The organism is Pseudoalteromonas sp. CNAT2-18.1, from assembly GCF_022347865.1.
Lineage (GTDB): Bacteria > Pseudomonadota > Gammaproteobacteria > Enterobacterales > Alteromonadaceae > Pseudoalteromonas > Pseudoalteromonas ruthenica.
This window is the reverse complement of the sequence record NZ_JAKRFR010000005.1, coordinates 101,735-126,593: the sequence shown is the minus strand read 5'-3', so window position 1 is coordinate 126,593 and position 24,859 is coordinate 101,735. Positions and strand designations below refer to the sequence as shown.

24 protein-coding genes and 1 riboswitch are annotated in these 24,859 nt (G+C 47.5%); of the genes, 19 read left to right on the top strand and 5 right to left on the bottom strand.

Going from position 1 to position 24,859, the window contains the following annotated elements; translation table 11 throughout:
• The first annotated feature begins 6 nt into the window (after positions 1–6).
• The 8 genes from ampD (at position 7) to MHM94_RS12035 (ending at position 8,595) form a co-directional block, all read left to right on the top strand.
• A complete protein-coding gene (gene ampD, locus MHM94_RS12070) occupies positions 7–579 on the top strand; it encodes a 1,6-anhydro-N-acetylmuramyl-L-alanine amidase AmpD (RefSeq protein ID WP_235419569.1) in 573 nt (190 codons plus the stop codon).
• 18 nt (positions 580–597) lie between these two features.
• The gene (gene ampE, locus MHM94_RS12065; RefSeq protein ID WP_138587715.1) at positions 598–1,446 is read left to right on the top strand and encodes a beta-lactamase regulator AmpE; all 849 of its coding nucleotides are present in this window, start codon (positions 598–600) and stop codon (positions 1,444–1,446) included.
• Between the two features lie 116 nt (positions 1,447–1,562).
• The gene (epd, locus tag MHM94_RS12060; protein ID WP_022943388.1) at positions 1,563–2,573 is read left to right on the top strand and encodes an erythrose-4-phosphate dehydrogenase; all 1,011 of its coding nucleotides are present in this window, start codon (positions 1,563–1,565) and stop codon (positions 2,571–2,573) included.
• A gap of 37 nt (positions 2,574–2,610) precedes the next feature.
• Entirely contained in the window at positions 2,611–3,786 is a 1,176-nt protein-coding gene (locus MHM94_RS12055) for a phosphoglycerate kinase (RefSeq protein ID WP_045979279.1), read from the top strand.
• A 138-nt stretch (positions 3,787–3,924) separates the two neighbouring features.
• Positions 3,925–4,989, top strand: coding sequence for a class II fructose-bisphosphate aldolase (fba, locus tag MHM94_RS12050; protein ID WP_235419570.1), 1,065 nt, complete (start codon positions 3,925–3,927; stop codon positions 4,987–4,989).
• Between the two features lie 463 nt (positions 4,990–5,452).
• The gene (gene phoB, locus MHM94_RS12045) at positions 5,453–6,142 is read left to right on the top strand and encodes a phosphate regulon transcriptional regulator PhoB (protein WP_022943391.1); all 690 of its coding nucleotides are present in this window, start codon (positions 5,453–5,455) and stop codon (positions 6,140–6,142) included.
• Positions 6,143–6,207: 65 nt separating this feature from the next.
• Complete coding sequence (phoR, locus tag MHM94_RS12040; RefSeq protein ID WP_053909757.1) at positions 6,208–7,527, top strand: phosphate regulon sensor histidine kinase PhoR; 1,320 nt, start codon at positions 6,208–6,210, stop codon at positions 7,525–7,527.
• A gap of 99 nt (positions 7,528–7,626) precedes the next feature.
• Complete coding sequence (locus MHM94_RS12035; protein ID WP_045979281.1) at positions 7,627–8,595, top strand: phosphate ABC transporter substrate-binding protein PstS family protein; 969 nt, start codon at positions 7,627–7,629, stop codon at positions 8,593–8,595.
• 89 nt (positions 8,596–8,684) lie between these two features.
• Here MHM94_RS12035 and argE read toward each other — a convergent pair whose 3' ends face one another.
• Positions 8,685–9,830 (bottom strand): acetylornithine deacetylase, encoded by a 1,146-nt coding sequence (argE, locus tag MHM94_RS12030; protein WP_235419571.1) that lies wholly within the window; start codon positions 9,828–9,830, stop codon positions 8,685–8,687.
• 221 nt (positions 9,831–10,051) lie between these two features.
• Here argE and argC point away from each other — a divergent pair, with 221 nt between their 5' ends.
• The 7 genes from argC to MHM94_RS11995 all read left to right on the top strand — a co-directional run bounded on the left by argC (position 10,052) and on the right by MHM94_RS11995 (position 16,810).
• A complete protein-coding gene (gene argC / locus MHM94_RS12025; RefSeq protein WP_235419572.1) occupies positions 10,052–11,059 on the top strand; it encodes an N-acetyl-gamma-glutamyl-phosphate reductase in 1,008 nt (335 codons plus the stop codon).
• An 11-nt stretch (positions 11,060–11,070) separates the two neighbouring features.
• On the top strand, positions 11,071–11,844 hold the full coding sequence (gene argB, locus MHM94_RS12020; protein WP_022943396.1) for an acetylglutamate kinase: 774 nt from the start codon (positions 11,071–11,073) through the stop codon (positions 11,842–11,844).
• A gap of 9 nt (positions 11,845–11,853) precedes the next feature.
• Positions 11,854–12,774 (top strand): ornithine carbamoyltransferase, encoded by a 921-nt coding sequence (locus tag MHM94_RS12015; RefSeq protein WP_235419573.1) that lies wholly within the window; start codon positions 11,854–11,856, stop codon positions 12,772–12,774.
• Between the two features lie 9 nt (positions 12,775–12,783).
• Complete coding sequence (locus MHM94_RS12010) at positions 12,784–13,983, top strand: argininosuccinate synthase (RefSeq protein WP_022943398.1); 1,200 nt, start codon at positions 12,784–12,786, stop codon at positions 13,981–13,983.
• A 14-nt stretch (positions 13,984–13,997) separates the two neighbouring features.
• Positions 13,998–15,866 carry an argininosuccinate lyase gene (gene argH / locus MHM94_RS12005; RefSeq protein WP_138508701.1) on the top strand — a complete coding sequence of 623 codons (1,869 nt, stop codon included), beginning with the start codon at positions 13,998–14,000 and terminating at the stop codon, positions 15,864–15,866.
• Positions 15,867–16,027: 161 nt separating this feature from the next.
• Positions 16,028–16,237: a hypothetical protein gene (locus MHM94_RS12000; protein ID WP_045979286.1), complete on the top strand. Its 210-nt coding sequence runs from the start codon at positions 16,028–16,030 to the stop codon at positions 16,235–16,237.
• Between the two features lie 21 nt (positions 16,238–16,258).
• Entirely contained in the window at positions 16,259–16,810 is a 552-nt protein-coding gene (locus MHM94_RS11995) for a hypothetical protein (RefSeq protein ID WP_022943401.1), read from the top strand.
• Between the two features lie 514 nt (positions 16,811–17,324).
• On the opposite strand, the gene coaD is transcribed toward MHM94_RS11995, so the two are convergent.
• The gene (coaD, locus tag MHM94_RS11990) at positions 17,325–17,804 is read right to left on the bottom strand and encodes a pantetheine-phosphate adenylyltransferase (RefSeq protein WP_152441498.1); all 480 of its coding nucleotides are present in this window, start codon (positions 17,802–17,804) and stop codon (positions 17,325–17,327) included.
• A gap of 153 nt (positions 17,805–17,957) precedes the next feature.
• Here coaD and MHM94_RS11985 point away from each other — a divergent pair, with 153 nt between their 5' ends.
• Both MHM94_RS11985 and thiI read left to right on the top strand, forming a co-directional pair.
• Entirely contained in the window at positions 17,958–18,623 is a 666-nt protein-coding gene (locus MHM94_RS11985) for a TetR/AcrR family transcriptional regulator (protein WP_026110898.1), read from the top strand.
• Positions 18,624–18,734: 111 nt separating this feature from the next.
• Positions 18,735–20,192 carry a tRNA uracil 4-sulfurtransferase ThiI gene (gene thiI, locus MHM94_RS11980; protein WP_045979288.1) on the top strand — a complete coding sequence of 486 codons (1,458 nt, stop codon included), beginning with the start codon at positions 18,735–18,737 and terminating at the stop codon, positions 20,190–20,192.
• On the opposite strand, the gene MHM94_RS11975 is transcribed toward thiI, so the two are convergent.
• The gene (locus MHM94_RS11975) at positions 20,164–21,081 is read right to left on the bottom strand and encodes a 2-dehydropantoate 2-reductase (protein WP_235419574.1); all 918 of its coding nucleotides are present in this window, start codon (positions 21,079–21,081) and stop codon (positions 20,164–20,166) included. The two genes, thiI and MHM94_RS11975, sit on opposite strands and share 29 nt — an antisense overlap.
• The gene (locus MHM94_RS11970; RefSeq protein WP_151173384.1) at positions 21,054–21,401 is read right to left on the bottom strand and encodes a VanZ family protein; all 348 of its coding nucleotides are present in this window, start codon (positions 21,399–21,401) and stop codon (positions 21,054–21,056) included. The genes MHM94_RS11975 and MHM94_RS11970 overlap by 28 nt, the downstream gene beginning before the upstream one ends.
• Positions 21,402–21,537: 136 nt before the next feature.
• On the opposite strand from MHM94_RS11970, the gene MHM94_RS11965 reads away from it, so the two are divergent.
• Positions 21,538–22,020: a YajQ family cyclic di-GMP-binding protein gene (locus MHM94_RS11965; protein WP_022943408.1), complete on the top strand. Its 483-nt coding sequence runs from the start codon at positions 21,538–21,540 to the stop codon at positions 22,018–22,020.
• A gap of 117 nt (positions 22,021–22,137) precedes the next feature.
• Positions 22,138–22,291: riboswitch (cobalamin riboswitch) on the top strand.
• Positions 22,292–22,329: 38 nt separating this feature from the next.
• Positions 22,330–24,180 carry a TonB-dependent receptor gene (locus tag MHM94_RS11960; RefSeq protein WP_235419575.1) on the top strand — a complete coding sequence of 617 codons (1,851 nt, stop codon included), beginning with the start codon at positions 22,330–22,332 and terminating at the stop codon, positions 24,178–24,180.
• A 49-nt stretch (positions 24,181–24,229) separates the two neighbouring features.
• On the opposite strand, the gene msrA is transcribed toward MHM94_RS11960, so the two are convergent.
• Positions 24,230–24,763, bottom strand: a complete 534-nt coding sequence (msrA, locus tag MHM94_RS11955) for a peptide-methionine (S)-S-oxide reductase MsrA (protein WP_045979291.1) — start codon at positions 24,761–24,763, stop codon at positions 24,230–24,232.
• Positions 24,764–24,859 lie beyond the last annotated feature (96 nt).

Genomic DNA, 24,859 nt, shown 5'->3' with positions numbered 1-24,859 from the left:
AAAAACATGGATATAGATGATTTGGGCGTATGCAAACAGGCGCAGCAGTTGCCGTGTTCGCATTATGATGAGCGTCCGCAAAGTGAAGTGTCCTTACTGGTGATTCACTGCATTTCACTGCCTGAGGGCCAGTACGGTACACCCTATATTGATGATTTATTCGCAGGGCAGATCGATTGCCAAGCACATCCGAGTTTTTCCTCACTCGCAGGCGTAAGTGTGTCAGCGCACTGCTTGATCGATCGAGATGGGAAATTACGCCAATATGTGCCATTTACGCAACGTGCTTGGCATGCTGGAGTATCACAATTCGAAGGGCGCCAGCTGTGTAATGACTTTAGCATCGGCATTGAACTAGAAGGCACCGACAAGTCCACCTACACCCAAGCGCAGTATCTCACCTTGGCGCAATTAACAAAAAGCTTATTACGTACCTATCCGCATTTGAATAGACAGCGCATTGTGGGTCACAGCGATATTGCTCCCGGGCGAAAAACAGACCCCGGTGAAGGCTTTGATTGGGAACATTTTTTTGACCTTACTTTTGCCCAAGATTGCGATAAACTAAAGTCAACTTAAGCGAGCAAAGTAGTCGCCATGACTTTGATATCAATCTTATTTGCATTAATAGCTGAACGCTTAGGCGCTCGCTCAGCGCGTTGGCAAATAGCGACCTATGCGCACTGGTATGAGCGCAAAAGTGCGCCCCTGTTGTCGCGCTTGCAACAGCTGCATAACGGCATTGGGTTGTTGCTGTGGTTACTAGTGCCAACCTTAGTTATTGCTGTCTTTGTGCACGCGAGTGATTTTATTCTGTGGCAATTAGCGGTCAATACGCTGGTCATACTCATCTGCTTTGGCTGCGCGCACATGCGCGCGAATTATAAGGGCTACCTCAATGCCCTGACCCGAGACGACGGTGAAGCGGCCACTTTGTATGCGTTGCAAATGGGACAAAAACGCACTGAAAATGAAAGCGGTGGTGAAACCTTTGCGCAAACTTTAGCGTGGGTCAATTTTCGTTTTTATTGTGCGGTGATCTTTTGGTTTGTTGTACTGGGCGCACCTGGGGCCGTTTTTTATGCCTTGGTACGGACTTGCGTAGATGACAGTGAGCAGACATCCCATCCTCTATCAAAACAGCATACATTGTTAGCTCGTGTCGGTCATTGGCTTGAATGGCCTGCTGCACGAATTGCCAGTCTGGGCTACTTGGTGATTGGTAACTTTAGCAAAGGCACGCAATGTTGGTTGCGCCATGTGCTCGATTTTAGAGTCAGCAATCGTCAGGTTATTACTGAAACAGCCTTGGCTGCTGAACAGATAGAACTGGCTCACTATGGCTGCACCATCGAAGCGCAGTGCATGATCCGCTTAGTAAAACGCAATGTGTTATTTTTCTTGGCACTGATAGCCTTACTTACTTTGTTTGGCGGCCTGTCGTAACACCCTCTATCAGCGTTTTATTTTTGCGCACCCCTTACACTCAGAGCGCGAGTCGATTACAATAGCCGCCATTCTTCTTAGACCTGTGTCTGCTTTGATGGCGGTAGTCTGTAATTATGGCAATAAAGCTTGCGATTAACGGCTTTGGGCGAATAGGGCGTAACATTTTACGCGCTTTGTATGAGAGTGAACGTCGCCACGAGTTCGAGATTGTGGCAATCAATGAATTGGCCAAACCTGAGGGCATAGCCCATCTACTAAAATATGATACTGCCCATGGGCGGTTTTCCTTTCCTGTTGAGCTTCGTGAGCAAGCTTTAGTTGTTGATGGTGATGAAATCGCCTTGTACTGCGAGCAAAACCCAAGCGCTTTGCCTTGGCACCAACATGACGTTGATATCGTTTTGGAGTGTTCTGGGGTTTTCCATTCCCGTGAGGATGCGCAAAAACACCTTCAGGCAGGCGCTAAAAAAGTATTATTTTCTCAACCCGCAGATGCTGATGTTGATGCAACGATTATTTATGGTATCAACGATGATGTGCTTCACAGTGAGCAGCACATTGTTTCCAATGGCTCGTGCACAACAAACTGTATTGTTCCGGTGATTCAAGTATTGGATGATGCTTTTGGCATTGAGTCAGGCGCTATCACCACTATTCATGCGTCTATGCACGACCAACAAGTGATCGATGCGTATCACGATGATTTACGACGTACCCGGGCGGCTAGCCAGTCTATTATTCCAGTGGATACTAAACTAGCGCGGGGCATTGAACGTATTTTGCCCAAGTTTCATGGCCGTTTTGAGGCGATAGCCGTACGTGTTCCAACCATCAATGTGACGGCGATGGATTTGAGCGTCACCGTAAATACTGATGTTTCCCTAGATGATGTTAACCAAGCGATTGCTAAGGCTGTACATGGGCGCTTGGCAGGTATTTTGGATTATACCGAGGAGCCATTGGTATCTGTTGATTTTAACCATGATCCCCATTCTTGTATCATAGACGGTACACAGACACGGGTTAGTCATAAACGGTTGATAAAGTTATTGGTATGGTGTGACAACGAGTGGGGGTTTGCCCATCGTATGTTAGATACCAGTGCAGCCTGGATGCGCCAATAAACGCAAATGAATAAAACGTATAACTAAGGAGAAGAGAATGTCGGTCATTAAGATGGCGGATTTAGATTTAGCCGGGAAGCGGGTGCTGATCCGTGAAGACCTCAATGTGCCAATCAAAGACGGTAAAGTAAGCTCAGATGCTCGTTTGCGTGCGGCGCTACCAAGCATCAAGCTCGCCCTTGAAAAAGGCGCTAAAGTGATGATTATGTCTCACCTTGGCCGTCCTACCGAGGGAGAATATGACCAGGCTTACTCACTGGCTCCTGTAGTTGACTATCTTAACAATGCCTTGTCACAAAATGTCCGTCTTGCCAAAGATTACCTTGATGGCGTAGAGATTGGCGACAATGAAGTGGTTGTATTTGAAAATGTGCGCTTCAATCAAGGCGAAAAAGCCAATGATGAGACCCTCGCAAAACAACTTGCGGCGCTGTGTGACGTATATGTGATGGATGCCTTTGGTACTGCACACCGAGCACAAGCTTCAACCCACGGTGTAGGTCTTCACGCCCCAATCGCCTGTGCTGGCCCCTTGCTTGCGGCTGAACTGGAGGCACTCGGTAAAGCACTAGATAACCCGAAGCGTCCGCTAGTTGCGATTGTGGGTGGCTCGAAGGTATCGACCAAGTTAACCGTGTTAGACTCACTGTCAAACGTCGTTGACCAATTAGTGACAGGGGGCGGTATTGCCAATACCTTTATTGCTGCAGCTGGTCACCCGGTAGGTAAGTCTTTGTACGAGCAAGACCTTATTAGCGAGGCTCAGAAACTAACAGAGACCGCTCGCAGTAATGGCGGTGATATTCCGGTGCCAGTGGATGTGGTTGTCGGCAATGAATTTTCAGAGTCTGCGGTCGCGCAACTCAAAGAGGTTGCCGATGTCACCGAAGAAGACATGATTTTCGACATAGGCCCCGATACCGCTAAACAGCTTGGCGATATTATCGCGCAAGCGGGCACGATTGTATGGAATGGTCCAGTGGGCGTGTTTGAATTTGATCAGTTTGGTAATGGCACTCAAAGCATTGCCAAAGCCATAGCCGAATCATCAGCGTTTTCTATTGCTGGCGGCGGTGACACCTTGGCGGCCATCGATAAATACAATGTCGCGGATAAAATTTCTTATATATCCACAGGTGGTGGAGCCTTCTTGGAGTTCCTTGAAGGGAAAAAACTACCCGCAGTTGCTATGCTTGAAGAGCGAGCAAAATAACGAATAATCACCAGGCCGGCCTCTCTCACTTTGCCGGCCTTGTGTTTTGGGCATTAAGCCCTTGCTTGGGGAAACCAAGCTTCATCCCGTTCAAAAACCAGATAGTCTCGGTGCTATCAAAAATTGGAGATAAGCGAAATGGCTTTGATCAGTATGCGTCAACTACTCGACCATGCAGCAGAAAATGGTTATGGCGTGCCAGCCTTTAACGTTAATAACCAAGAGCAAATGCGTGCCATCATGGAAGCGGCTGATAAAACAAACAGCCCAGTGATTGTGCAAGGCTCAGCTGGTGCACGTAAATATGCAGGTGCCCCATTCATTCGCCATATGATCCTTGCTGCGGTAGAGGAGTGGCCTCATATCCCAGTGGTTATGCACCAAGATCATGGTACGTCTCCTAGCGTGTGCCAGCGCTCTATCCAGCTTGGCTTTTCATCGGTCATGATGGACGGCTCATTACTTGAAGATGGTAAAACGCCTTCATCTTATGAGTACAATGTTGATGTAACCCGTCGTACCGTAGAAATGGCTCATGCTGGTGGTGTATCGGTAGAAGGTGAGCTGGGCGTACTTGGCTCTCTAGAGACCGGTGAAGCAGGTGAGGAAGACGGTATCGGCGCCGAAGGCAAGCTGACACAAGATCAACTGCTTACTGACCCAGAAGAAGCAGCGGATTTCGTTGCTAAAACCAATGTCGATGCGTTGGCTATTGCTTGTGGCACGTCACATGGTGCTTATAAGTTCACCCGCCCACCAACAGGGGACATTCTAGCTATCGATCGTATCAAGGAAATTCACGCCCGTATCCCTAACACTCACTTGGTTATGCACGGCTCATCATCCGTCCCACAAGAGTGGTTAGCGATTATCAATGAGTACGGTGGTGAGATCCCAGAGACCTATGGTGTGCCTGTTGATCAGATTGTTGAAGGCATCAAGCATGGTGTACGTAAGGTGAATATCGATACCGACCTACGTTTAGCTGCAACAGGGGCTATTCGTCGCCACCTCGCGCACAACACCGCGAATTTTGATCCGCGTAAATACCTAGCAGAGGCAACGAAAGCGATGACGGAAATTTGTGTTGATCGTTATCAAGCTTTTGGCACAGCAGGCCAGGCCGACAAGATTAAGCCTATCTCGTTAGATGATATGCACCTTCGTTACTTAAACGGCGAACTGGATGCAAAAATAAAATAGTCGCGATCACGACTTGAATGAGCCTCGCATAAGCGGGGCTTTTTTATGGATCACTATTTTACTGAGTGGATCATAGTGGGATCAGATTTTTATCAACTGCACAGATTATGGGATCAGGTTCTTACGCGCTGCTCAGGCGATGAAACTATATGTGGCTGATATTTGAACAAGGTTTGAGCGAGATTTATACACATAAAGAACCTCACTTGGTAAGAGTGTGATCTCAGGTCAGATCAATGGGTAAAACTCTGATCCACTGATAGCCAACTTGGTATAAATCTGATCTTGTAACGGCTCAGTTGGTAAGACTATGATCCTTGCTTTTACGGCCCCTAACGTCTTGATCCCAAGTTTAATTTTGCAGCATTTCCATTGAAGGTGTACGCTTTCATAAAATTGTCACAAAAAGTCATAATAATGACATCAGTAAATTCAGTTCAATAAAGCGAAAGAGATAAACGGAATGTCACGTAAAGTTCTTGTGGTCGATGATGAAGCGCCCATCCGCGAAATGCTGGTGTTTGTTTTAGAACAGAATGGTTTTCAAGCCATTGAAGCTGAGGATTACGACTCTGCCATAGCAGCCATGGTAGAGCCCTACCCAGATATGGTATTACTGGATTGGATGTTGCCCGGAGGCAGCGGTATTCAGATTGCGAAGAAATTTAAACAAAACGATCATACCCGCGCAATTCCCATTATTATGCTCACCGCCCGAGGTGAAGAAGAAGACAAGGTGAAAGGCCTGGAAGTGGGGGCTGACGATTATGTGACTAAGCCATTCTCTCCGAAAGAATTAATGGCACGCATTAAAGCCGTTATTCGCCGTGTGGCGCCGACATCACTTGAAGAGGCTATCGAAGTACACGGCTTGCGTTTAGACCCTATTTCTCATCGTGTGACTTCCGATGGCAGCGAGTTGGATATGGGACCTACCGAATTTCGTTTGCTACACTTTTTTATGACCCACCCTGAGCGAGTATATAGTCGTGAGCAGCTACTGGATCATGTATGGGGAACCAATGTTTACGTTGAGGATCGCACCGTTGATGTGCATATTCGTCGCCTGCGTAAAGCAATTGCTCCCATGGGACATGATCGCTTAGTACAAACTGTGCGTGGTGCTGGTTATCGTTTTTCTAGCAAGGTATAACTATCTTTATTGCTCATTGCATCGGCATCAGGCCGATGACACATTGTTTTAAGTAGAGCGAGTCTATGTACCGAGTGGTTAATAAACGCACACTTACCAAGCGTTTAGTTATCTTTTTCCTGCCTTTATTGTTGATAGGCGTGCTAGTAGGCGCGCCTTTTTTGCTTCTATTTTTGGGTGCTATCACATTGTTACTGTGGCATTATCGCCAGCTTTACCGCCTTAGTGATTGGCTTATTAACCAACGTAGCTTTAATCCACCGGAGGGAGAAGGGGCTTGGGAGCAGGTTTTCGAGGGAATTTACCAGCTCCAACAACGCAACCGTAAAAAGCGCAATGAGCTGGCTGACTTGATCCGTCGTTTCCGCGAGGGGGCCGAAGCCGTACCTGATGCTGTGATTGTGCTGCAACAGGACTTCAGCATCGTCTGGTGTAACCAATTAGCGCTGCGGTTATTGGGCTTGCAGTGGCCTACTGATCATGGTCAGCGTATAGATAACCTTATTCGACACCCCAAATTTAGCCGCTATATGCAGCAGCATCAATTCAACGATGCCCTTGAGCTTGATTTAACCCACACCGGTGAACAAGTGTTGGAATTTCGGGTGATGCCCTATGCACAATCACAGATCATGATGGTGGTCCGTGATATTACTCGCCTTAAGCAATTGGAGCAGATGCGTAAAGACTTTGTTGCCAACGTATCACATGAGCTGCGTACACCATTAACTGTGGTTACCGGCTACTTAGAGATGCTTGATGGCGACAACTTACCACCGCCAGCGATGTGGGATAAAGCCCATGGCACGATGATTGAGCAATGTCAGCGAATGGACAGCTTGGTCAATCAGTTGTTGTCGCTGTCGCGAATTGAAGGAGCACGTAAACACGACAATGATAAACCTGTCAATGTGCCGAAAATGTTGGAAGTTATCGAAACAGAAGCGACATCGTTGAATCAAGATAAAGGCCACCGCCTGTATTTTGATGTCGATAGCAGCTTAGATATCGTTGGCGCTGCCGATGAGTTACGCAGCGCGTTTTCAAACCTGGTATTTAATGCTGTGCACTACACCCCCGATGAGGGAGAAATTACGGTGCGTTGGTATCGTCAAGACGGTCAGGCGGTCTTTAGCGTGACCGATAATGGTGAGGGCATTGCGCCTGAACATATCAACCGTTTAACCGAGCGCTTTTATCGAGTGGATAAAGCGCGAAGCCGGAAAACGGGGGGCTCGGGCCTCGGCCTAGCTATTACTAAACACGTGTTGTCGCGCCACGACTCACACCTGCATATTGACAGTGTCGTAGGTAAAGGCTCGTGTTTTTGGTTCGCCTTTGAACCAAGTTGGTTAGTACCAGCACAAGAACACGTACAAAATTAGCAAAGTCATAAAACTGTAATACTCAAGTAATTTAACTGTCATCTTGTCACTGCACAATGACAGCAGTTGAAACACGGGAAGAACAAATTGGAGAACCCAATGAAATTTAAAAACTTAGTTGCTGCAATGGGGGTTGCTGTAAGTGCCCTGACAGCAGGTCAGGCAGTTGCTCTAGATAAAGCAATTCCAGAGTACGAAAAAACGAGCGGCATCTCTGGTAACTTTTCATCGGTTGGTTCCGATACGCTAGCAAACATGATGACCTTCTGGGCTGAAGAATATAAGCGTATTTATCCTAACGTCAATATTCAAATCCAAGCTGCAGGTTCATCAACGGCACCACCGGCGCTCACTGAAGGAACGGCAAACTTCGGCCCTATGAGCCGTAAAATGAAGTCAAAGGAAATCGAAGCGTTTGAAAAGCGCCATGGTTATAAGCCGACAGAAATTCGCGTAGCGATTGATGCCTTGGCGGTATTCGTGCATAAAGACAACCCCATTGAAGGCTTGCGCATTGACCAAGTTGACGCCATTTTCTCTTCAACGCGTAAATGTGGCGCCAGCGAACAGATTAACCGTTGGGGCGATGTTGGCCTAACGGGTGATTGGGCGGCAAAAGATATTCAATTATATGGTCGTAACTCAGTATCTGGTACTTATGGTTACTTCAAGAAGAAAGCCCTATGTAAAGGTGACTTCCGTAATAACGTAAACGAGCAGCCTGGCTCTGCATCGGTAGTACAGTCAATCTCTTCTTCTGTGAATGCGATTGGTTACTCAGGCATCGGTTACAAGACCTCTGGTGTACGTACGGTGCCACTGGCAAAAAAAGGCGATAAGTTTGTTGATGCAACACTTGATAACGTTGCAACGGGCAAATATCCACTATCACGTTTCCTTTACGTTTACGTGAATAAGCACCCTAACAAGCCACTATCTCCTATCGATGCTGAGTTTGTAAAAATGGTGCTATCACAAACAGGTCAAAAAATTGTTGAGAAAGATGGTTATGTACCACTTTCAAGCAAGATGGTTGAGCGTGAACTTAAGCGTTTAGGCTTACAGTAACATTGTATCTTTGAATCTTGTTGATTAGTTTAAAGCCCCTCCATGAGGGGCTTTTTTGTGCTCGCTATCCGGGCGTCATGAAGTCAGTATTACCAACAACTTTGCTGAATAAGCTCTTTGATAATACGTTGTGATGGAGCAATACGGTCCATGGCCAAGAATTCATTGGGCTGATGTGCTTGGTTGATGGAGCCTGGGCCCATGACTATGGTTTCACAGCCCAATTGCTGAATAAAGGGGGCTTCAGTGCAGTAGTTCACCGCTATTGCTGGCTGTTGCGAAATCTTTTGCGCCAGCTGCACTAGCGCGCTATCAGTGGTCCCTGCAAAGGCAGGGATCGGGTCATGCATATCAATGACTTCAACGCAGCCAGGGTAGCGAGCAGTGATGTCCTGAGTTGCCGCTAATAACATGGCTTGCAGCTCGACGATACTCAATCCTGGTAACGGGCGCATATCTAACTGTAACTCACAACATCCGCAAATGCGGTTAGCGTTATCACCGCCATGTATGTGACCAAGGTTCAATGTCGGGTAGGGAATGGCAAAATGTTCAATTGAATATTTATTCTTAAGATCCTCTTTTAGAACCAATAATTTTTGAATCACCAAGTGCATCACTTCAATGGCATTGATGCCGCGCTCAGGATCAGAGCTGTGCCCGCTTTTGCCAACGATACGAATCGCCGATGTCATATGCCCTTTGTGAGTAAATACAGGGGTCATATCGGTGGGTTCGCCAATAACGCAGCGAGCCGGTTTTAAGTCTGGGTACTTTGCCACTTCTTGGGCGCCAGCCATGGTGGTTTCTTCATCGGCGGTGGCGAGAATAAGCAGCGGTTGTTGTTGCTTACTCGCGTCCAACTCAGCGATGGCATTGAGCACAAAAGCAAAGAACCCTTTCATATCGATGCTGCCAAGGCCAAAGAGCTTATTATCTCGCTCGCTCAAAGTGAAGGGGTCCATACTCCAACGGCCTTGATCAAAAGGAACGGTATCGGTATGCCCTGCTAACATCAATCCGCCAATGCCATGGCCACGCTTGGCTATCAAATTAAACTTATCGGCATCAGTACTGAGTGGTTTTATTTCACACGCAAAGCCCAGCTCCTCGCACCAAGATGCCAAGTGTTCAATAACGGCGCGGTTGCTTTGGCTTAATTTCGGATCCAGTGAACTGATCGATGGGGTAGCGATCAACTCCCGGTAAAGGTGCAAAAAGTCGGGAAGAGCCATACATTTCCAAATAATTATTCGCGATTGTTGCATATTAATATAAATGTCTTTATAGTGAATATCAATTCACTTTTTAAGCATAAGTATTGGTTTGGTTATGATGGTTCATCACCCCCTTTGTACAGCGCGACGACGATAAGCCGCTCACCTAGAAAATCCTAGTGTGAGAGTGTGTCGCGTTGGGCATCTCGCCCTTGATTAAACCAAAAAAGAGCATCTTCATGAACATCGTAATTATTGGCGCAAGTGGTTATAGCGGCGCTGAGTTGGCGCAATTAGTTGCCAAGCATCCTCATTTTGTCTTGCAGGGCTGCTATGTCTCTGCCGGGAGTCATGATCGCGATAAAAAACTCAGCGATCTTTATCCTCAGCACCGTGGGTTATTAGACATGCCACTGCAGGGCCTAACAGCCGACGCTATAGCTGATATTGGTCAGCATGCGCACGCCGTGTGCCTATGTACCGAGCACAAAGTAAGTGTTGAATTGGCGCCGCAATTTCTCGAGCAGGGTATTAAAGTTTTTGACCTTTCTGGCGGGTTTCGTCTTACCGATGCCGAACTCTATACCCAGTACTATGGCTTTGATCATCCCCACCCTGAACTATTGCGCCAAGCAGTGTATGGGCTAGCTGAGTGGCACAACAGCGCCATCATGGATGCACAACTGGTTGCTGTGGCGGGCTGTTACCCAACAGCCAGCCTCAACGCGCTTAAACCACTTCAACAAGCAGGGTTATTAGCGCCGCAGCAAAAAGTGATCATTAATGCTGTATCCGGGGTGACTGGGGCAGGGCGCAAAGCCAATATGAACACGCACTTTTGCGAAGTATCACTGGCTCCTTATGGCGTGTTTAATCATCGCCATACTCCGGAGATTGAACAAGCATTGGGGCACCCAGTGCTATTTACCCCACACTTGGGAAATTTTAATCGCGGTATCTTGGCAACCATTTATGCGCAAGTAAATGCAGGGACCACGCTTAACGACATCACCGATGCTTATCAATGCCTTGCCGATGAACCTTTGATTCGCCTGCTCGGTGCCGGTGGTTTGGCATCAATTAAAGGCGTCGCGCAAACCCCTTATGTTGATATTGGTTGGCATTTGCAAGAGCAGCAACTGATTATCAGTGTTGCCATCGATAACTTACTAAAAGGCGCATCAGGTCAAGCGCTGCAATGTATGAACATTAATGCTGGATTAGACCCAACGATTGGTTTGGTATAAAGAGGAAAATGATGACGAGTAGCAACACCACTTGGGTAATTAAATTGGGCGGCGCCCTGTTAAACAGCCCACAGTCAGTGCAAGCATTGTTCGCAACCTTGGCGACCATGACCGACACCCGTTTTGTGGTGGTCCACGGCGGTGGCTCACTGGTTGACCGCTGGCTGCATGATGCGGGCTTCGCCACGGCGAAGCACCAAGGTCTCCGCATTAGTCCTGCCGAGCAAATGCCCTATATCGTTGGTGCCCTAGCTGGGTGTGCCAACAAACAATTGATGGGAGCAGCCATAGCCAATGGCCTCGAGCCCGCAGGGCTGAGTTTGTACGAGGCCGGGGTCAATGCGCAGCAAAAACTCAAGGCACTGGGTCGGGTGGGTGAGTGTAGTCAAGGTGCTCGCTCGGCTATTCCAGCCTTGCTAGAGGTAGGAAAGCTGCCTGTTGTGAGCTCAGTTGGTTTTGATGAGCAAGGACAATGGTTCAACGTTAACGCTGATGAGGCCGCAGCGGCAATTGCCAAACAACTCGATGGTGAATTGATTTTTATGACCGACGTTGAGGCCGTACTGGATAAATCCGCTCAGCCGTTACACCAATTAAGTGCTGAGCAAATAGATGAATTGATAGCCCAAGGAGTTATCTCGGGTGGGATGGAGGTCAAAGTAAAGACCAGCCTTCTTGCTGCCCAGCATTTACGACGGGGTGTTTACATTTCGAGCTGGCAAAAGCCAGAGAACTTAGTTGCATTGCTCAATGGTGAGCATGTTGGCACGCAAATTACAATGTAAGCATAAACCATGAAACATGATTTTATTACCGGCCTCGAGCTGGACGACAAAGCCCTACTCGCGCTACTCGCCCTAGCGCAGAAAATGAAAGCGCAACCCAATGATTATGCCCAAGCCTTAGCGGGCAAATCGGTGGTTACCTTATTTGAAAAGCAAAGCCTCAGAACTCGCCTAAGCTTCGATATAGGCATCAATAAACTCGGTGGCCATGCGGTCTACTTAGATCAGCAAAATGGCGCCATGGGCAACCGCGAGTCGGTAAAGGACTTTGCTTTGAATATCAGCACCTGGGCCGATGCCATCGTGGCGCGGGTTAATCACCATAACACAGTGCAAGAGCTAGCACAGTTCTCATCTAAACCGGTGGTGAATTCTTTGTGTGACCTATACCACCCCTGCCAAGCACTGGCGGACTTTTTAACCTTGCAAGAGGTGCACGGTGAGGTTAGCGAGCTCAAGCTGGCTTATCTCGGCGAGGGCAATAACGTCACCCATTCATTGATGTTGTTGGCCGCCACCCTAGGGACTGACTTCGTGGCTGTATGCCCTAAAGGCAGCGGTCCAGATGCACAAATTGTTAAGCAAGCAGAGCAAATTGCCGCGAGCAAAGGCGCGTCAGTATTAGTGAGTGATAGAGTCGAGGCCGCTGTGGGGGCAAATGCGCTTTATGCCGATACCTGGGTGTCGATGGGGGATGACACCCCGCTCCAGCAGGTTAAAGATAAATATCTGCCTTATCAGCTCAATAAACAGCTGGTGGATATGACCGGCGCGCAAACTATTTTGCACTGCCAGCCAGCGCATCGTGAGTTTGAAATCACCTCTGAAGTGATGGACTCGCCGCAGGCCAAAATTATTCAGCAGGCACAAAATCGTATGTATGCGCAAAATGCCTTGCTATTAACCCTTTTGAACCCAAATTTTTGCTAAGGATCCGAAATGAGCGCAATTAAAAAAGTCGTACTGGCCTATTCCGGCGGACTAGATACATCAGCCATCGTGCCATGGCTAAAAGAAAACTATGACTGTGAAGTGGTTGCCTTTGTCGCCGATGTGGGCCAAGGCGCCGAAGAGCTCGAAGGGGTTGAGGAAAAAGCCATCGCCTCAGGGGCATCCGAATGTTACGTGGTGGATTTAAAAGAGCAGATGGTGGCTGAATATATTTATCCGACGCTCAAAACCGGCTGTGTGTATGAAGGCACCTACCTGCTAGGGACGTCAATGGCACGTCCTATTATTGCCAAAGCACAGGTTGAAATAGCTCGCAAAGTGGGTGCCGATGCCCTTTCTCATGGTTGTACTGGCAAAGGTAATGACCAAGTACGCTTCGAGTCCTGTTTTGCGGCGTTGGCACCGGATTTAAAAGTGATTGCGCCGTGGCGAGAGTGGCATCTATCAAGCCGGGAGTCGTTACTGGATTACCTAGCGCAGCGAGATATTCCCTGCGCTGCATCGGCAACGAAAATTTATAGTCGTGATGCCAATGCATGGCACATTTCCCATGAGGGTGGGGAGCTTGAAGATCCTTGGTGTCAGCCCAGCGAGCAAGTATGGACCATGACGCAATCACCTGAGCAAGCGCCAAATGAAGCCGAGTTAGTGACGCTAACCATTCAACGCGGTGAGGTGGTTGCCGTAAATGGAGAAGCGCTGAGCCCTTATCAATGCTTAGTGAAGCTCAATGACATTGCTGCTGTGCACGGGGTTGGCCGTGTCGATATTGTTGAGAACCGCTTGGTGGGTATGAAATCTCGCGGCTGTTATGAAACACCTGGCGGCACGGTGATGATGGCTGCTTTGCAGGCTATTGACGAACTTGTGCTGGATAAAGCGAGCCGTAAATGGAAAGACACGTTTGCCCTAGAGTTTGCGCACTTGGTCTATGACGGCCGTTGGTTTACGCCTTTAAAAGATTCGATTCTGGGCGCGGCCAATGCGTTTGCCGAGCATGCCAATGGTGAAGTGGTGGTGAAACTATACAAAGGTCAGGCAATCGCCGTGCAAAAGCAGTCAGAAAACAGTTTATACAGCGAAGACTTCGCCACTTTTGGCGAGGACGATGTGTATGACCAGTCTCATGCCGAGGGCTTTATACGGCTATTTTCACTTTCAAGCAGAATTGCAGCACTGAAGAAGTAACGAGGAGAGCAACAATGGCATTATGGGGCGGGCGCTTTTCATCTGGACCGGATGAAGCATTTAAACAGTTTAATGATTCATTACCATTTGACTATGTCATGGCGGAGCAAGACATTATTGGTTCAGTGGCGTGGGCCGGCGCGCTAAATCGTGTGGCGGTACTCAACGATGATGAACACCGACGTTTAGTTGCGGCGCTGTATGAGTTGTTGGAGCAAGTGCAAGCGCAGCCCGAAAGTGTGGCTATCAGCGGTGAAGAGGATATTCACTCTTTTGTTGAGGCCGCGCTGATTGACAAAGTGGGTGACCTCGCGAAGAAGCTACACACTGGCCGCAGCCGTAATGACCAAGTCGCTACCGACTTTCGTTTGTGGTGCAAAAAAACGGCGGCGACAGTCAGTGAAGCCATCAGTGAGACCAAGAATGCACTGATTGCCTTAGCCGAGCGAGAGCTAGGCACGGTACTACCTGGCTACACTCATTTGCAGCGCGCTCAGCCGGTACTTTTTAGCCACTGGTGCATGGCCTATGTGGAAATGCTAGAGCGCGATAGTAGTCGCCTTAATGATGCGGTTCAGCGTATGGACCAATGTCCACTTGGAAGTGGTGCGCTGGCGGGCACTGCATATGCCATTGACCGCGAGCATTTGGCGCAAGATCTTGGTTTTGCAGCGCCGACTCGTAATAGCTTGGATGCGGTTTCTGATAGAGACTTTGTGGTCGAGCTGCTGAGCGCGGCATCCATTTCAATGTTGCACTTGTCACGTTTTGCTGAAGATTTAATTTTCTACAATTCTGGCGAAGCCGGTTTTATTGAGTTGGCCGATAACGTTACCTCCGGCTCATCGTTGATGCCGCAGAAGAAAAACCCCGATGCTTTAGAGTTGATTCGCGGCAAAACAGGGCGTGTTTTTGGTGCTATGAGTGCGATGATGATGACGTTAAAGTCACTGCCTTTAGCCTACAACAAAGACATGCAAGAAGATAAAGAAGGACTTTTCGATGCGCTACCGACTTGGCTGGCATGTCTACATATGGCGCAATCATGCGTAAACGGCATTAAGGTCAATAGTGATAAGACCAAAGCCGCCGCCCAAGGTGGGCATGCGAATGCCACCGAGCTTGCTGATTATTTGGTGGCAAAAGGGATCCCATTTCGTGAAGGGCATCATATTGTTGGGCAACTGGTGCAGCTGGCAATTTCAGAAGGAAAAAGCCTTGAGCAGTTGAGTTTGTCCGAATTTCAATCGGTGTGCGATGTTATTGCTGAAGATGTTTATCCTATGTTGGCACTCGATGCCTGTTTGGCGGCACGTAAGGCTCTAGGTGGAACATCGCCAAAGCAAGTGGAATTCGCCATTAAGCAAGCTAAACAGCAAAGTACAATTAAAGTACGTGATGCCAATCTGCATGATGTTGAAGCTATCAGTGAGCTGGTGCAATATTGGGCCAAGGTAGGAGAGAACTTACCCCGTGCTAAAAGCGATATGGTGCATTCCATTAATGAGTTTGCCGTAACCGAAGTGAATGGCCAGGTAACAGGCTGTGCGTCGTTGTATATTTATGATACCGGCCTAGCGGAGATTCGCTCATTAGGGGTTAACCCCGATACCGGAGTAAAAGGGCAGGGGCGTTTATTGGTTCATCACCTGTTAGTGAAAGCCAAAAAGTTGGCGCTTAAAAGAGTGATTGTACTTACGCGTGTACCGGATTTCTTTGCTAAACTTGGGTTTGCAGACAGCAGCAAAGAAAGCCTTCCTGAAAAGGTGATGAAAGACTGTGAGCTTTGTCTGCGTAAAGATAACTGTGACGAAGTTGCTATGGATTTCTACCTACACCAGCAACACTCTGTGGGTGATATACCATGTAAAAACGTTGCTTAGTTGGGGCTTCTGAGCGTGTCAAAAAATATTGGCACGCGTGGTGCATAAGCTTAAAGTGAGTTGCTAAGAAATTGCCTTTGAAGTGTGACGTGTGTACCCAAAGCATGTTAAGTTAGGTTTGCTTAGCAAATAATTAACAAAATTTTAAAGGAGTTAACATCATGCAAGTTAATGCTAATGCTCAACTACAAACACAGGCTTACACTAAGTTACAACAACAAACACAACAGCCTACCGCACAAACTACTAGCACCCAGACGTTACAATCTGATACAGTAAGTTTATCAAGTGATGCTGTCGCTGCTAGCCAAGCTGAAATCCAGCGCGGCGGTGGTGATGTTCTTCTTCCAACTAAGAAGAAAGAAAACTAGCCGTGAAAATCGAGAGGGTGGATGTATCTTGAAAAAAGCCTAGCAATTTTTATGGGGGCCTTCGTAGTCTGGGGCTTCCTAATGGCTCTCTTTTTCAATTTGATGCTTGTAGGTTTTAAAGCAAAGAATGATCTAAAGTTATTGTGGGTCAGCTTTGTCATGGCCGTCTCATACTTTATCAGTGATCATTTCCACAACTTCTTTACGAGCGCTGATACCTATATGACTTGGGTTATGTACGACCTAGTCACCCTCGCATTGATTTCAGTTATTTTTGCATTTAAGTCGCCTAAAGCGTCGCCCGGTGTAGTGTATGTTGTTATTGGGCTATCTTTTAACACCTCTTTGTTTTTGGCCATGCATTATGACATCGTTATTCAGGGAAATGTTACGCCGTGGTGGCTATGGAGTTTATACTCAATTGGTATGAATTTGTCTGATCTGACAATGATTGTCGTGCTGATTGTTGATAGGGATATTTTAGGGATTATCAATGTCTCAAGGAGTTTAAAGAGGTTATTCAAATCAAAAGTTAGGGGTATAAGCCGCTTTTGTTTCTCTCCGAGCTATTAGGGCCCTACGTTGGCGCCTTCGTACTTTGGGGGCTGCTCATGGCATTGTTATTCAATATCGTGTCGTTCTCGAGCCATGAGAATAGAGTTAACTCGCCTCTTTTTCTGTCCCTAATAATATTTCTGTCCTACTTAGCTACCTCTCACACCCACAACAGCTCAGAGATGTACATCTATTACTTCTACGCAGATATACTTACCATAGCGTTGATTTCTATATATATTTACTATACTGCTGATAGGTATCCTGCCCAACTTTACTGTATTCTAGCTTTAGTATTTAATGCCTGCCTTTTTCTGTATATGCATATAGACTTACACGTGAACGGAAATGTAGAGCCATGGTGGTTCTGGACTTTTTACTCTTTTGGTATCAATGTGGCGGACACTATCATAATAGTATCTTTAATTATCAATAAAGACTTCTTAGGTCTATGTCGAATAGGGCGGTTTTTAAAGGCCTCTCTGGCACCAAAGAAAGTAGGTGATAACGGGTAGCGTTACCACCGGTATATTTAGCCGAGCTTTTCTTTCAGAGCGGCGGCGACTTGCGGCACAACAAACTCAGAAACATCACCACCATGTAAGGCAACCTCTTTTACTAAGGTCGATGAGATAAACGAGTTCTCTTCTGCGGGAGTTAAAAATACGCTCTCTAAGTCGGGGTTCAAGCGGCGATTCATGTTAGCCAATTGGAATTCATACTCAAAGTCGGAGACCGCGCGAATACCTCGCACTAATACATTCGCTTTATGATTTTTAGCCAAGTCAGCAAGTAGGCCGCTGAAGCCAATGACTGTGACATTGCCAAGGTCGGCGACAATTTGCTTTGCTAACTCCACTCTTTCTTCAAGGCTAAAGCAAGGCTTTTTATTCGGGTTATGAGCCACCGCAACTATGACTTGATCGAACATTTTAGCGGCGCGCTCAATAAGGTCTAAGTGACCATTCGTAAGGGGGTCAAAGGTCCCTGGGTAGATAGCCGTTACCTGCATATGATTCTCTGTTTTTATGTAATGCAATGGCCGCATTTTAGCAGTCTTTATGTGAGTTGCCAGTGCAAACTCAACTCTCAGCCATGTGATAAATTGTTAACTGTGACTAAGATGTTTATACTGCTCACCTGCAATCAGGGTGGGGAAGTAATAATGAGTACCAAGGACCGCATAATTCAAGCCAGCATTGAGCTTTTCAATAGCCACGGTGAGCGCGCTATCACAACAAATCATATCGCAGCCCATTTGCAAATCAGCCCTGGAAATTTGTATTACCACTTTAAAAATAAAGAAGACATCATTCGCCATATCTTTAAGTTGTATCGCCAGCACTTAGATACTCAGTTTAAGCCGATTAATCACGATGAGCCGGTAATGGCGCAGCTTAGCCATTATTTCGATGCCTTGTTTGAGCTCATGTGGAAATTTCACTTTTTCTACGACAATATGACCGACATTTTGTCTCGCGATGCTGAGCTTAAAGCTGATTATATCGCGTTCCAACAACGCTTGTTTGACCAGGTAACCGACATTGTCTTGGCGTTGGGTGACAACGGTATTCTCAACGTCGATGAAGAGCAAGCGGCAGAGCTAACTCATATGTTAAAGCTGACAGTCAGCTTCTGGACTCCTTACATCAAAGCGCGTCGCCAAAGCGGCGAGCTGAATCGCGGCGATATCTATCAAGGCTTGTTGAAAATAATCACCTTGTTTATGGCTTTTACTACCGCAGCTGGGCGTGAGCCTTTGGGATTGTTAAAGCAACACTATCAGCAGCGCCAAGCGCAACTACAAACGTCACCCTCCACGCATAGTTAAGCTATTATTTCCGAAGGCGAGCGGTTTTTGCTATAATCGCGCGCTTCGGTGAATCCTCCGCCACTTTCTCATTCAGAAGTGTGGCTTTATCTGTGTGCTGTGAGTTAAGTCATGATCAAGTTTATTGTTAAATTGCATCCCGAAATTGCGATAAAAAGTAAGTCCGTTCGTAAACGCTTTACCAAGGTGTTAGAGAACAACATTAAGATTATGATGCGACGCATTGATGAGCAGGTAAAGGTGCGCAACAACTGGGATAACCTTACGGTTGAATCGGCATTAACCGATGACTCAGTGCGCCGCGCAATGGCTGACAGCCTCGGGCGTATTCCTGGTATCGTGCAATTTAATGAAGTAAAAGAAATTGAATTCACCACCATTGATGAAATTTACCAGCAGGCACAGCAACTCCTTGGCGATGAAATTGCCGGTAAAACCTTTTGTGTGCGCTGTAAGCGTCAAGGTAAGCATGACTTTTCCTCGAGCGATGTCGAACGCTATGTTGGCGGCGGACTAAACCAGCATGTACCCGGTGCTCGGGTTAAGCTTACGCGGCCTGAGGTAACAGTAAAGATCGAAATTAAAGACCAGCGCGCGTACATTGTCACCCAAGCGCACCGAGGCATGGGTGGATTTCCATTGCCAACTCAAGAAGATGTGTTATCGCTGATGTCTGGTGGCTTTGATTCCGGGGTGGCCAGCTACCAAATGATCCGCAAAGGGGCGCGTACGCACTTCTTGTTTTTCAATCTTGGCGGCGCGGCCCATGAAATTGGCGTGAAGCAAGCAAGCCATTATCTTTGGTCACAATATAGCTCGACTCACAAGGTTAAGTTTATCACCGTCGACTTTGAGCCGGTGGTTGCTGAGATTCTAGAAAATGTCGAAGACTCGCAAATGGGTGTAGTGCTCAAGCGCATGATGATGCGTGCTGGTAGCATTATCGCTGAAAAACTGGGGATTCCAGCACTGGTCACTGGTGAAAGTATTGGCCAAGTATCAAGCCAAACTCTGGCAAACTTAAGTGTCATTGACCGAGTGACCGATACGCTGATCATTCGCCCACTTATCCAACATGATAAGCAAGATATTATTGATATTGCTCGCGCCATTGGCACCTCCGAGATGGCCGAAGCCATGCCCGAGTACTGTGGCGTGATTTCGCGCAAACCAACGGTGAAAGCCAAGTTAGAGGTAATTGAGCAGCAAGAGCAGCAGTTTGATTTCGAGGTTCTCGAAACCGTGGTTGATAATGCTCGAGTGATGGATATTCGCGATATTGATACTCAAGCTAAAGAAGAGGTCAAGGAAGCGGAATCGGTATCACAATTGCCAACGGATGCGGTGGTGCTGGATATTCGCTCACCCGAAGAGGAAGATGCTCAGCCGTTAGAGATTGACGGGGTAAAGGTCAAACACTTGCCGTTTTACCGTTTAGCGACTCAGTTTGGCGACTTAGATCAGAGCAAAGAGTACTACCTGTATTGTGCTAAAGGGGTGATGAGCCAACTACAGGCATTGATCCTGCACGAAAACGGCTTTAACAATGTGAAGGTGTATCGCCCGTAATTCGCCGATAATACAGCTCATTGATAGGCGCGCTGAGGCTAAGCAGGCGCGCCGAGCTGGCAATAAAGCCACACATGGCTGCTATTTCTGTCTCCCTTCCCAATAACTTATCCTGCAACATTGAGCAGCGGTTGCCCGCTGTTAGGCGCATTACTTGATAGGCGCTGTCGAGGCTTTGCGGCAGTGATAATTCAACTCCCTGCGCTTTAGCTACGGTAATCGCCTCCTGCAGTAGTGCAAAGACATCACTGGCATAACAGGGGGCGGCCACCTCACCATTGCGCAGCTGATGCCAGGTTGCTATGGGGTTTATTGCCAAATTCACCAGTAATTTTTGCCATCGCGCATGGGTTATATCATCACTCCCAGTCAGAGCGGGGATTAATCTCTGCCACTGCTTTAACTGCGCCTTAAAGTTTTGCTGCGCGCAAGCATTGACGGCTCCTATCACAGAGTCGCCCTGACTGACATGGACGACATGCTTATCGTCGGTTTTGTAAGCTGCCTGCTGGGTGAGCATAAAGAATAATCCCTGCTGAGGAGTCAGTTGCTGTTTAAGTGGTGCTAGGTCGCTCATGCCATTATGGCTAATAATAATATCTGCATCGAGGGCCAAATAAGGGCGACACTGCGCCAGCGCCGCTTGCAGCTGATGCGCTTTAACGAATAGCCACAATTCTGTAATTGGCTCGCACGGTTTCAAACAAGCCGTGGCTGCCACGGGGCTTTTCTGCTGCCCATGGCAATAATAAAAAGTGCTGGGATGAGAAGGTTTCACCAACAGCTTTAGCGGTCGGTGTTGCCCCATTAAGTGGGCAAATGTGAGGCCGAGTGCCCCCGGCCCGATAAGGTAAGTAGGCGCTAAGCCTTGGCCCGTTTTTTCTGCCATAGGTAGTGAATCACAAAGTAGCTGGCCGCGCCTGCCGCGTCGGCGAGAAAGTCATAAAAAGATGCCTGCCTGTAGGGCAGCATATCCTGCATCCACTCAATTGCTCCGCCGTATAATAACAACAATACCACCTGGACAAAAAAGGGGATCCTAAAGGCTTTATCCATAATAAAGGCAAGCACGAAGAAAATACCAAAGTGAGCGACCTTATCGACGTGAGGGAAAAGCTGCGTAACAGAGCCTTTTACTTCTTGAACAAATAGCAGGGTGCAGACCACCAATGTGATTAGAAACAACCCCTGATAAACTCTGCGCGTCACTTTACTTTACCTTTATAACTGGTGAAATCGCAGGCAGTATAACAAACTGTAAACTGAATTCACTGTGTATCAGTGCACAAAAATACCGATCTCGGGGTATAATCCCCGAAACGACAAGCCAGTTACGGAGAATTTCATGCCTTCATTTGATATCGTTTCTGAAATCGAAATGAGCGAAGCAAAAAATGCGGTTGAAAACGCTAAACGCGAACTCGAAACCCGCTACGATTTTCGCGGCGTAGATGCCAAGATAGAACTAAAAGATGAACTGATCGAACTTACCGCAGAAGCTGAACAGCAGGTGATGCAGTTATTTGATATGTTTGCCAGTAAGGCGTCAAAACGCGGCTTAGATGTAAACAGTTTTGAGATTCAAAAAGCTGATTTGCACGGTAAATACGTCACCCGCCAAGTTACAATGAAACAAGGCATTGCTAAAGATATCGCGAAAAAGTTGGTTAAGCTGATTAAAGACAGCAAAATCAAAGTTCAGGCCGCCATCCAAGGTGAAGAAGTGCGAGTCACCGGGAAAAAGCGCGACGATTTACAACAAGTAATGCAATTAGTACGCGAAGCCGAGTTAGGTCAGCCCTTTCAATTTAAGAACTTCCGCGACTAGATACCTCTCAAGCCAAGTCATTCGCACTTGGCTTTTTTATTGGTGAAGTTAATGCCATAGTCCATCTTTTTATAGATGTTTAGACGTCCATTGACTTTATTGTCATCAGTCCGCAAAATAGCGCCACCTTGTTATGGTGCCCGCAAGCGCAGAACGCAGTTAAGCCACTGGGATAATCGGGAAACAGGTGAAAAGCCTGCACTGCCCCCGCAACGGTGATATGAGTCTTGCTCATTCAGTCCGGAGACCGGCCATAACATCCATTTCATTACATTTTCCTGTGCGGTGGGCGCAGGTATAGGGACTAACATGTATAACAAAACCAAAGTCGCTGTAGGCATAGCGGCACTTTTCTCCGGCGCGGTATGTGCGCAGCAGCAACAGTCTATCGAGCGATTGACTGTCACCGCTAATAAGTTCGAACAACCTATCGAAAATGTGCTCGCCAGTATCGATGTGATCACTCGTGCAGACATCGAGCGCCTTGGCGTACGTGATTTGCCGGCGTTATTATCTCATTATGCCGGGGTCGATATTGTTCGCAGTGGCGGCCAAGGTCAAAGTACCAGCCTCTTTATTCGTGGGGCGGCTAGCAGCCACTCTTTGGTTATTGTTGATGGCGTTCGTGTTGGTTCAGCCACTACAGGGTATAAGGCGCTCTCTAGTGTGCCACTAAATAGTATTGAACGAGTCGAAGTGATCCGTGGTGCTCGCGCCGCATGGTATGGCTCAGACGCCTTAGCCGGGGTCATCAATATTGTCACCCGAGACGGCGATAGCCAAAGTGTGAGTGTACAAAGTGGCAGTGACAACTACGTGAATGCGCAAGGTGCTTTTGCTTTTCGCCAAGGAGCGTTCAATGCGGCATTCAACCTTGGCTATGAGCACACCGACGGCTTTGACGTCACCACTGGGCAAGACCCAGATGAAGATGGCTATGAAAACCAAAACCTCGGTGCGCGTTTCGGCTATGATCTCGGCGATTATGGCGTGCTGGAGTTGTTAGGGCAGTACAGTGAAGGCTATGTCGAATACGACACTAGCTTTGGTGATGATTACACCGACTTTGAAAAATACCATGTGCAACTGGGTTGGCGTAAAAACCATGGTGCCTTTGCTCACAAGCTACAAACCAGTCTTGCTCAAGATGATGAGATTAATACTCAGCAACATGGCGCGCCAGGTTATCGTGGCAATGAGTACAGCACTGCACGAGATGAGCTAAGCTATCAGCTTAATTATGTCTTTAGTCCAGCTATCACTGTCAGTGGTGGCGCCGATTACTACTATGAAGACATTAGCGATTCCTACAGCAGCTCGGCGACACCAGAGCAGCCTGCGTCCGGTTTTACCGTGCAGACGCGTAATAATAAAGGTGTGTATGTGGGAGGCTATTATGATGGCCAGGCATTTAATACCAATGCCGTTGTGCGTCATGATGATCATTCACAATTTGGCGGCCACTTCACCTACAACCTAGCGGCGGGTGTGCCGCTAAGTGACATTGCGACGTTTCGCGCCAGCTACGGCACGGCGTTTAAGGCACCCTCGTTTAATGACGCCAGTTCCATTTGGGGCAGCAACGATGCTTTGCAACCTGAAGAGTCAAACAATGCCGAGCTCGGTCTGCGCCTTGATTTGCAATCTGGGCAATACGATATCGCCTTGTATCAAAACCAATTCGATAACCTCATCGCATGGGGCAACAACGGCCCGGAAAATATTGCCAAAGCGAGTTTTGAAGGAGTTGAGTTGAGTGCACAAGTGCAAGATATGTTTGGTATCGATCACCAGCTTAACTTTAGTTATGTTGATGCTGAAGACGACAATACCGGGCAAGCATTGGTGCTTAGAGCTGAAAAAACCTTCAACTGGTCCGTGGGTAAGCAGTTCGACAAATGGTATGTCGGTGCACAACTGCAGTACCGCTCCGATAGGTTAAGTTACTATCGTACTGACTTGCCAAGCTATACTTTGGTGAACCTCAATGCTCGCTATCAATTGTTACGCGACCTCACGTTCACCTTCGGTGTTGATAATCTCACTGACAAAGAATATATCACCAACGTGGCGGCCACGGATTGGAGCACGGGTGAGGTCACCTCTGCGTATCGCGGCGCTGAGCGCAAGGTATACGCTGGATTGCAATTCGATTTATAGCTGTGCAAAAAAGCCTCCTAAGTGGAGGCTTTTCATTGTTTTACAGCAGTCATGATATGAGCAAGTCACTAAAAGTGTGCTCGAACTTCTCTATTTTTGGGGCAATTAAGATACTGCAATAACCTTGGTTCGGATTTTCGCTGTAATAGTCTTGATGATAATCCTCAGCGGGATAGAACCTTGATGCGGGACTGACTTCGGTTACAATTTTTGCGGCGCTATGAGTTTGTAGCTGCGCTATCACCACCTCGGTCTGCTGCTTTTGGGCGCTATCGTGGTAATACACCACACTGCGATATTGACTACCAATATCATTTCCTTGGCGGTTAAGCTGCGTAGGGTCGTGAAGCGTGAAAAACATCGCCAACAGGGTGGTGTAATCTATCACAGCGGGGTCAAAGTGCACTTGCACAACTTCTGCGTGACCGCTTTCGCCGCTGCATACCTCACGGTATGTTGGTGAATTGCTGTGTCCACCGGTATAACCCGATTCAACCTTATGCACGCCACGAACGCGGCGAAAGGCCGCATCGATGCACCAAAAACAACCGCCGCCAAAGGTGGCTGTGTGTAAACTTGTCATACTAACACCTCGATGTATTTACCCTTTTAACAGTAGAACGGCCGTCTGATGTTTATCGCTCACCTGCGAGGGAATACCCTCGCAGGTGAGCATTTC

What these genes read in the sequence shown, in the direction of transcription:
- phoB (WP_022943391.1), top strand. Translation starts at nt 5,453, where the DNA reads ATGTCACGTAAAGTTCTTGTGGTCGATGATGAAGCGCCCATCCGCGAA.
- argH (WP_138508701.1), top strand. Translation starts at nt 13,998, where the DNA reads ATGGCATTATGGGGCGGGCGCTTTTCATCTGGACCGGATGAAGCATTT.
- MHM94_RS11965 (WP_022943408.1), top strand. Translation starts at nt 21,538, where the DNA reads ATGCCTTCATTTGATATCGTTTCTGAAATCGAAATGAGCGAAGCAAAA.
- thiI (WP_045979288.1), top strand. Translation starts at nt 18,735, where the DNA reads ATGATCAAGTTTATTGTTAAATTGCATCCCGAAATTGCGATAAAAAGT.
- argB (WP_022943396.1), top strand. Translation starts at nt 11,071, where the DNA reads ATGACGAGTAGCAACACCACTTGGGTAATTAAATTGGGCGGCGCCCTG.
- MHM94_RS12010 (WP_022943398.1), top strand. Translation starts at nt 12,784, where the DNA reads ATGAGCGCAATTAAAAAAGTCGTACTGGCCTATTCCGGCGGACTAGAT.
- argC (WP_235419572.1), top strand. Translation starts at nt 10,052, where the DNA reads ATGAACATCGTAATTATTGGCGCAAGTGGTTATAGCGGCGCTGAGTTG.
- MHM94_RS11995 (WP_022943401.1), top strand. Translation starts at nt 16,259, where the DNA reads ATGTATCTTGAAAAAAGCCTAGCAATTTTTATGGGGGCCTTCGTAGTC.
- epd (WP_022943388.1), top strand. Translation starts at nt 1,563, where the DNA reads ATGGCAATAAAGCTTGCGATTAACGGCTTTGGGCGAATAGGGCGTAAC.
- argE (WP_235419571.1), bottom strand. Translation starts at nt 9,830, where the DNA reads ATGGCTCTTCCCGACTTTTTGCACCTTTACCGGGAGTTGATCGCTACC.
- phoR (WP_053909757.1), top strand. Translation starts at nt 6,208, where the DNA reads ATGTACCGAGTGGTTAATAAACGCACACTTACCAAGCGTTTAGTTATC.
- MHM94_RS12055 (WP_045979279.1), top strand. Translation starts at nt 2,611, where the DNA reads ATGTCGGTCATTAAGATGGCGGATTTAGATTTAGCCGGGAAGCGGGTG.
- MHM94_RS12000 (WP_045979286.1), top strand. Translation starts at nt 16,028, where the DNA reads ATGCAAGTTAATGCTAATGCTCAACTACAAACACAGGCTTACACTAAG.
- coaD (WP_152441498.1), bottom strand. Translation starts at nt 17,804, where the DNA reads ATGCAGGTAACGGCTATCTACCCAGGGACCTTTGACCCCCTTACGAAT.
- MHM94_RS11975 (WP_235419574.1), bottom strand. Translation starts at nt 21,081, where the DNA reads ATGGCAGAAAAAACGGGCCAAGGCTTAGCGCCTACTTACCTTATCGGG.
- msrA (WP_045979291.1), bottom strand. Translation starts at nt 24,763, where the DNA reads ATGACAAGTTTACACACAGCCACCTTTGGCGGCGGTTGTTTTTGGTGC.
- MHM94_RS11985 (WP_026110898.1), top strand. Translation starts at nt 17,958, where the DNA reads ATGAGTACCAAGGACCGCATAATTCAAGCCAGCATTGAGCTTTTCAAT.
- ampD (WP_235419569.1), top strand. Translation starts at nt 7, where the DNA reads ATGGATATAGATGATTTGGGCGTATGCAAACAGGCGCAGCAGTTGCCG.
- MHM94_RS12015 (WP_235419573.1), top strand. Translation starts at nt 11,854, where the DNA reads ATGAAACATGATTTTATTACCGGCCTCGAGCTGGACGACAAAGCCCTA.
- MHM94_RS11960 (WP_235419575.1), top strand. Translation starts at nt 22,330, where the DNA reads ATGTATAACAAAACCAAAGTCGCTGTAGGCATAGCGGCACTTTTCTCC.
- fba (WP_235419570.1), top strand. Translation starts at nt 3,925, where the DNA reads ATGGCTTTGATCAGTATGCGTCAACTACTCGACCATGCAGCAGAAAAT.
- MHM94_RS12035 (WP_045979281.1), top strand. Translation starts at nt 7,627, where the DNA reads ATGAAATTTAAAAACTTAGTTGCTGCAATGGGGGTTGCTGTAAGTGCC.
- ampE (WP_138587715.1), top strand. Translation starts at nt 598, where the DNA reads ATGACTTTGATATCAATCTTATTTGCATTAATAGCTGAACGCTTAGGC.